A 5,746-nucleotide genomic window follows, 5' to 3' on the forward strand; every position below is an offset into this window, starting at 1 on the left:
ACGCCGGCTTCGCCGAGCACCCCCTCCCGCCGAGCTTCGCCCGGCGACCTCCCCCCTCCAGGGGGAGGTGAAAGGAGGTGAGACCCGCGTGGTATCGCTCCGCGTCCCTTCCGGTCAAACGACAAATCCGAGGTCATGGCCGATCGCGGACCTTCTGCCCGGCCTCAATCCCGCCGGACCGCCGGCAGCACCTTGTCGGCGGCCGCGGTGGCGCCCGGAACGGTGGGCGGCGCCGAGGTCTGGGTCCCGAGCTTCGGCAGCGCCGGGGCGACCCGCGAGGCCTCGTCCATCAGCCGCTCGATCCGCACCAGCGACTGGGCGCCCTTGCTGGACAGCATGGCGGGGCGCGGCACGTCGGTCGTCTCGGCGATGCGCGGGCCGGTCTGCGCCGGGTTCGGCGGCAGGCCCGGGATGTTCTTCAGCTCCACCCCCTGATGGGCGTATTCCATGATGGTGTGCCACACCATCGCCGGCATCGAGCCGCCCGTCATGCGGTTGAGCGGCGAGTAGTCGTCGTTGCCGAACCAGACGCCGCAGACGAAATTGCCCGTGTAGCCGACGAACCAGGCGTCGCGATACGCATTGGTGGTGCCGGTCTTGCCGGCCGCCTTGACGCCGTTGAGCATGGCGCGCCGCGCCGTGCCCTCCTCGACGACCTTGTTCATCATGAAGGCCATGTCGGCGGCGACCTGGGGCGGCATCACCTGGCGCGGCTGCGGGCCGTCGCGGTCGAAGCGCCAGATGGTCTCGCCCATGCCGGTGCGGACCTCGAGCACGGCGTGCGGCGTCACCGCCTTGCCGGCGTTCGGGAAGGTCGCGTAGGCGACCGTGTGCTCGAACACCCGCACCTCGGCGGCGCCGATCGGCAGCGACGGCGTGTCGGTCAGCGGCGTGGTCAGGCCCATCGCCCTGGCGAGCGCCACCACCTTGTTGCGGCCGGCGCGATCGTTGCCGCCGCCGGCCCGGCGGGTCAGCCACACCGCCACGGTGTTGAGCGAGCGGGTCAGCGCCGAGGTCATCGTGGTGGCGCCGGAGAACCCGCCCGCATAGTTCTTCGGGCACCAGTTGCCGACGCAGATCGGGCCGTCGATCACCTGGCTGTTGGTCTTCAGCCCGGACATCAGGGCGGTGGCGTAGACATAGGGCTTGAACGAGGAGCCGGGCTGGCGCAGCGCGTCGCTGGCGCGGTTGAACTGGCTCTCGCCGTAGTCGACGCCGCCGACGATCGCCCGGATGCCGCCGTCGAGGTCGGCCACCGCGGTCGCCGCCTGCTTGGCGTGATAGTCGCGGCCGTACTGCTTGATCGCGTCCTCGATCGCCTTCTCGGCGGTCTGCTGCAGGCCGGAATCGAGCGCGGTGCGCACCACGAAGGCGCGCTCGCTGACCGACTTCGGCAGCTTGTCGACCAGCTTGCGCATCTCGTCGAAGGCGAAGTCGAGATAGTAGTTCGGGGCGCTCTCGTCGCGGCGGTCGATGGTCTTGGCCGGGTTGCGGCGGGCGCCGAACACCTGGCCTTCGGTCATGAAGCCGGCGTCGACCAGATTGTCGAGCACCACATTGGCGCGGGCGCGGGCGGCCGGCAGGTTGATGTGCGGGGCGAACTTGGTCGGCGCCTTGAACAGGCCGGCCAGCATGGCCGCCTCGGGCAGCGTCACGTCGCGGGCCGACTTGCCGAAATAGTACTGCGCCGCGGCGTCGACCCCGTAGGTGCCGCCGCCCATATAGGCGCGGTCGAGATAGAGCTTGAGGATCTCGTTCTTGGTCAGCCGCGTCTCCAGCCACATGGCCAGGAACGCCTCCTTGACCTTGCGCTCGAGGGTGCGCTCGTTCGACAGGAACAGGTTCTTGGCGAGCTGCTGGGACAGCGACGAGCCGCCCTGGACGACGCCGCCGGCCCGCGCATTGGTGACGACGGCCCGCATCGTGCCGGCGATGTCGATGCCGAAATGCTCGTAGAAGCGGCGGTCCTCGGTGGCCAGCACGGCCTTGATCAGGTGGTCCGGGAAGTCCTCCAGCGGGATCGAGTCGTTGTGCTTGATGCCGCGGGCGCCGACCTCGTTGCCGTAGCGGTCGAGAAAGACGACGGCGAGCTCGGACTTCTTCAGCCAGTCCTCGTCGGAGGTCTCGCGGAACGCCGGGACGGCGAGGGCCAGCATCAGCATCAGGCCGACATAGCCGAGCGTCAGCGCCTCGGAGGCCGGCTCGACCAGCAGCCAGCGGCGCCAGCCGCCGACATGGAACCGGTCCATGAACACGACGAACCGCTCGAACGCCTCGCGGGACCAGCGGAATCCCTTGAAGATCCCGAAGTCGAGCCGCGAATCGAGGTCGAGCATGAAGCGCCGGAAGCGCTCCCAGAGCGAAATGCGCCGGCGGCCCTCGGGGTTGTTCTGGTTCAAAGCCGAATCCCTCTCGCCGGACCCTCGTCGACTAGCCCCGGCCGGGCCGTTGTCGCGCCTGCCGTCCCGTCCCCGCAACCGTGGTCCGACGACGCCGGCACGCCTGCCCCCGAGCTACGGCCGACCGGCCGCCAGGGTTCGGGGCCGCGAGACCGGCCGGACCAGACGCAGAACCGATCCCGTGTATCCGAAGCAACCCGGCGGGCCAATGGCGCACCAGTCACAAAGCGTAGGAATTATGGGAGGAGTATGGCCGCCGGCCGGGCGGCGGCGCCGGGCGGGCCGTCCGGGGCAGGCGCGACGCAACCAGGGACTGCGCGGATCGGGCCCGCACAGACGGCTCCTGGGCCTTCCGGTCGCGTTCCGGCGTCAGTAGAGCGAGCGCACCGGCGGGCCGTAGACCATCCATTTGCGCGGGTCGTAGCCGGGCGGGAAGTGGCACTTGAACGAGACGTAGTCGCCGTAGCGTCGGTGCACGCTGGTGATCTGGGCGGCCTTGTTCCACTGGGCACAATGCGCCGCTGCGATGTCGCGGTAGACATGCGCGATCTCGGGCGACCAGGCGATGATCCCGCCGGTGTCGTTGCCCTCGAAGGGCCGGGTGTCGAGAAAGCCGGCCGCTGCGGGAGCCGCCACACAGGGCAGCATCAGCAGGGCGGCGAGCAGGCCTTTGCGCATCGGTGACCTCGGTGTCGCGGCCGTGCCGCGCCTCGTGGAATCCCAGTGCACGATCCCATGCCGGACCGTGTCGCGGCAACCGGGCGAACTCGATTCCCGGCCGCCTGTCGCCCGTCCGCAACAGCCCCGCCGTCCGGAGCTGTTCCGGCTTCCGGCACAGGCGGATGGGCGGCGTTCCGGAGCGAGGCGGGGCGGTGGGCGGTCTCCCAAAATCGTGATCGCGGTGCCGGGGGTGTGAGGCAACTTTTTAGCGTTTTTGGGGTTTGCTTGCGCACGTCGACCGAACCACGTCCGGGGCCTGGTCGACCAACACGACAAAATCGGCGTCAAACACCTCGTCTTCTGGGAGCCATCGTCATGCGTCTCCGAACGCTGCTGCGGCGCTGCGCCGTGCTGACCGGTCTTGTCGCGGCGGCAGCCCTCGCGACCCTTGCCGGCCCGGCCGACGCCCGCGAATCCGGCACCTCGGCCAAGGGCTTCCTGTCCGGCATCTACCAGGCCTATGTCGGCAACTCGACCGCCAGCGCGAAGGGCGTGACGATCGACTCGCCCGAGGCGGTGAAGCGCTACTTCTCGCACGGGCTCGCCTCGGTGATCCTGGAGGACGGCGTCGAGCGCAAGGTCGGGACCGGCCTGGTGCTGGGCAGCGACCCCTTCGTCGGCCGCGAGAGCTGGGACATCGCCGATCTCTCCATCGACGTGAAGGATGCCGGCCCGGCCAAGGCGATCGGCACCGTGAAGTTCTCCAATTTCGGCCAGCCCGAGACCGTGACGGTCGAGCTGCTGAAGGTCGGCGAGGCGTGGCGGGTGTCGGAGATCAAATGGGGTCCGCTGACGCTGCGCGGCCTCTACAAGACCAAGTGGCAGGCGGCCGCCCAGCCGCAGGCGTCGCTCGACCCGTCGCGGATGAAGTGATCGCGTGAGGGCGAGCCGTCGTGCCTCGCCGACCTGCTGCGCCGCCGCCCCGTGCCGTCACGGCCCGGGCGGGCGGCGCGGCCGCACGCCGATGCGCACCGGGACAGGCCGCGCGCTGCCGCCCCGCGGCTCGTCCTCCCCGGCCGTGAAGCTGGTCCCGAACGCCGCGCAGGTGAACAGGCCGGCGAGCGACAGCACCAGCATGACGGCGCCGAGCCCGTATTCGGTCGTGAGCAGCGCCGGATCTCCCGGCATGTCGGCGAAGGCCGCGAGGCCCGCCACCAGCCCGACGGCGAGCGCCAGTCCTGTCGCAGCCGGTGCCGCGAGCACGTGGCTCGGACCGGCGGTCTTGCGAGGGCGGTGCAGGGCCATGGTGAACCGTCCGCTGGTCGTGCCCCCGCCGTGTCCCCTTGGCTCAACCGGAGCCGCCGCGGCCGGTTCCGGTCCCGTGTCTTCCCCCTGTCGGCGGTCGGCGAGCGCCTTATAGTCGGCGCGGCGGTGCCGCCGGGCCCGCACGACCTGGAGAGAGTGATCAGATGGACATTCAGACTTGCGGAAGCGTGGCCTCGCGGCGGGCCAACCCGGACTGGTTCACCGGGACGGTGTGGCAGGACCCGGTCGTCGAGGCGCCGCCGCCCGCCCGCATCCGCTCCGCCTGGGTGCGCTTCGAGCCGTCCGCCCGCACCAACTGGCACACCCACCCGCTCGGCCAGACCCTGGTCATCGTCTCCGGCAAGGGCCGGGTGCAGACCTACGGCGGCCCGGTCCGCGAGGTGCGGGCCGGTGACGTCGTGTGGATCCCGCCGGGCGAGAAGCACTGGCACGGTGCCGCGCCCGACGTCGCCATGGAGCATCTGGCGATGCACGAGGCCGACACCTCCGGCAAGCACGTCGACTGGATGGAGAGAGTCACCGACGCGGACTACGGGGCGCCGCTCGGCGCGTGACCACGGGCGGCCGGGCGGCGTCACGCTGCGCGGCCGTCTCGCCCCGCCCGACAGAAGAAACCCTCAGGGAGGACTGCCATGACAAATGACAGGTTCCGTATGATCGCGGCCACGGCTGCGGCCGCGATCGCGATGGGCTTCGCCGCGACCGGCTCCGCCGTCGCCCAGCAGGCCGGGATGACGTTCTTCGTCACCAGCCAGGGACCCGGCAAGGGCGCCGATCTGGGCGGGCTCGAGGGCGCCGACCGCCATTGCCAGACCCTCGCGCAGGCCGCGGGCGCGACCGGCAAGACCTGGCGGGCCTATCTGTCGACCCAGGCGGTCGACGGCGCCCCGGCGGTGAACGCCCGCGACCGCATCGGCCGCGGGCCCTGGCAGAACGCCAAGGGCACGGTGATCGCCAAGGACGTCGACGATCTGCACGGCGCCGCCAACAACCTGACCAAGCAGACGGCGCTGAACGAGAAGGGCGAGGTGATCAACGGCCGCGGCGACACGCCGAACCGCCACGACGTCCTCACCGGCTCGCAGCCGGACGGCCGCGCCTTCCCGCCCGGCGAGGACCGCACCTGCCGCAACTGGACGAGCAGCACGACCGGGGCCGCCATGGTCGGCCACTCCGACCGCACCGGCCTCGACGAGTCGGCGCCGGCCAAGTCGTGGAACTCCTCCCACCCCTCCCGCGGCCCCGGCGGCGGCTGCACCCAGGCCGACCTGAAATCCACCGGCGGCGACGGGCTGTTGTACTGCTTCGCGACGAACTGACGGGGCGCCTCGGGGCGCTGGTCGTCCCGGGGCGGCGCGTCA

6 protein-coding genes are annotated in these 5,746 nt (G+C 71.0%); 3 read left to right on the plus strand and 3 right to left on the minus strand.

The features are described 5' to 3' along the window. Positions 1-164 precede the first annotated feature (164 nt). Positions 165-2,336, minus strand: a complete 2,172-nt coding sequence (locus CH341_RS27385) for a transglycosylase domain-containing protein (RefSeq protein WP_111422127.1) — start codon at positions 2,334-2,336, stop codon at positions 165-167. 432 nt (positions 2,337-2,768) lie between these two features. Continuing rightward, positions 2,769-3,077, minus strand: a complete 309-nt coding sequence (locus CH341_RS27390; RefSeq protein WP_111422122.1) for a hypothetical protein — start codon at positions 3,075-3,077, stop codon at positions 2,769-2,771. Positions 3,078-3,434: 357 nt separating this feature from the next. Between CH341_RS27390 and CH341_RS27395 the strand changes: the two genes are divergently transcribed. Next, positions 3,435-3,992: a hypothetical protein gene (locus CH341_RS27395; protein ID WP_111422123.1), complete on the plus strand. Its 558-nt coding sequence runs from the start codon at positions 3,435-3,437 to the stop codon at positions 3,990-3,992. A gap of 57 nt (positions 3,993-4,049) precedes the next feature. Here CH341_RS27395 and CH341_RS27400 read toward each other — a convergent pair whose 3' ends face one another. Then, positions 4,050-4,364, minus strand: coding sequence for a hypothetical protein (locus CH341_RS27400; RefSeq protein ID WP_111422124.1), 315 nt, complete (start codon positions 4,362-4,364; stop codon positions 4,050-4,052). A 164-nt stretch (positions 4,365-4,528) separates the two neighbouring features. Here CH341_RS27400 and CH341_RS27405 point away from each other — a divergent pair, with 164 nt between their 5' ends. Continuing rightward, positions 4,529-4,939 (plus strand): (R)-mandelonitrile lyase, encoded by a 411-nt coding sequence (locus CH341_RS27405; protein ID WP_111422125.1) that lies wholly within the window; start codon positions 4,529-4,531, stop codon positions 4,937-4,939. A 99-nt stretch (positions 4,940-5,038) separates the two neighbouring features. Then, the gene (locus CH341_RS27410) at positions 5,039-5,704 is read left to right on the plus strand and encodes a lectin (RefSeq protein ID WP_425376213.1); all 666 of its coding nucleotides are present in this window, start codon (positions 5,039-5,041) and stop codon (positions 5,702-5,704) included. Positions 5,705-5,746 lie beyond the last annotated feature (42 nt).

The sequence above is a fragment of the Rhodoplanes roseus genome (genome assembly GCF_003258865.1).
Lineage (GTDB): Bacteria > Pseudomonadota > Alphaproteobacteria > Rhizobiales > Xanthobacteraceae > Rhodoplanes > Rhodoplanes roseus.

Excerpts from the sequence above, each read along its gene's own strand:
- CH341_RS27390 (WP_111422122.1), bottom strand. The coding sequence starts at position 3,077 with ATGCGCAAAGGCCTGCTCGCCGCCCTGCTGATGCTGCCCTGTGTGGCG.
- CH341_RS27400 (WP_111422124.1), bottom strand. The coding sequence starts at position 4,364 with ATGGCCCTGCACCGCCCTCGCAAGACCGCCGGTCCGAGCCACGTGCTC.
- CH341_RS27410 (WP_425376213.1), top strand. The coding sequence starts at position 5,039 with ATGATCGCGGCCACGGCTGCGGCCGCGATCGCGATGGGCTTCGCCGCG.
- CH341_RS27385 (WP_111422127.1), bottom strand. The coding sequence starts at position 2,336 with ATGCTCGACCTCGATTCGCGGCTCGACTTCGGGATCTTCAAGGGATTC.
- CH341_RS27395 (WP_111422123.1), top strand. The coding sequence starts at position 3,435 with ATGCGTCTCCGAACGCTGCTGCGGCGCTGCGCCGTGCTGACCGGTCTT.
- CH341_RS27405 (WP_111422125.1), top strand. The coding sequence starts at position 4,529 with ATGGACATTCAGACTTGCGGAAGCGTGGCCTCGCGGCGGGCCAACCCG.